Source organism: Oleiphilus sp. HI0067 (assembly GCF_001635735.1).
This window is the reverse complement of record NZ_LWFI01001304.1, coordinates 1-902: the sequence shown is the minus strand read 5'-3', so window position 1 is coordinate 902 and position 902 is coordinate 1. Positions and strand designations below refer to the sequence as shown.

Below are 902 nucleotides of genomic sequence, written 5' to 3'. Positions count from 1 at the left end.
AAAATACGACACAGAGAAAACAGCTGAGCTGTTTTGTACCATCATCAATAAATGGTCAAAACTTGGGGGTTGGCCACTTGATCAAAAGATCGGTATTTAAGAGTCTTCGACGCACAAAAAAGCCGAGCAATGCTCGGCTTTTTTATTCCCATATTTAAACAGGAATTACAAAGTGTCTGAGTTCTCAGAAAGGTAAGCTGCAACGCCATCAGGAGAAGCATCCATACCTTTGTCACCTTTGTTCCAACCAGCTGGGCAAACTTCACCGTGCTCTTCGTGGAACTGAAGAGCGTCAACCAAACGGATTAGCTCGTCCATGTTACGACCTAGTGGTAGATCGTTAACGATCTGCGAGCGAACCAAACCTTCTTTGTCAATCAAGAAAGCACCACGGAAAGCAACGCCGCCTTCTGACTCAACGTCGTATGCTTTACAGATGTCGTGCGCCATATCTGCAGCTAATGTGTAACCTACTTGGCCGATACCACCATCATTAACTGGAGTATTACGCCATGCGTTGTGCGTAAAGTGAGAGTCGATAGAAACACCGATCACTTCAACGCCACGCTCTTTGAAGTCAGCCATACGGTGATCAAGAGCGATCAACTCTGATGGACAAACAAACGTGAAGTCTAGCGGGTAGAAGAAAACAAGACCGTACTTGCCTTTGATAGCTTCAGATAGGGTGAACTCGTCTACGATAGAACCGTCGCCAAGAACTGCTGGAACAGTAAAGTCAGGGGCTTGCTTGCCTACTAATACGCTCATTTATTATCTCCAAATGTTGATTGCGTTTTTGATATTTGTCAGAGACGCTTTACGCCTCAAGCGATGTACAAAGTCGACTTATGGTACAACGACTAGGCTGGTTGTCCAATAAGAGATAGCGCTTATTTTTCAGA

1 protein-coding gene is annotated in these 902 nt (G+C 44.9%); it reads right to left on the bottom strand.

Annotated features, from left to right (window positions below; genetic code table 11):
- Positions 1-165: 165 nt before the first annotated feature.
- Positions 166-768, bottom strand: a complete 603-nt coding sequence (locus A3739_RS20145) for a peroxiredoxin (RefSeq protein WP_068479869.1) — start codon at positions 766-768, stop codon at positions 166-168.
- Positions 769-902: the final 134 nt, after the last annotated feature.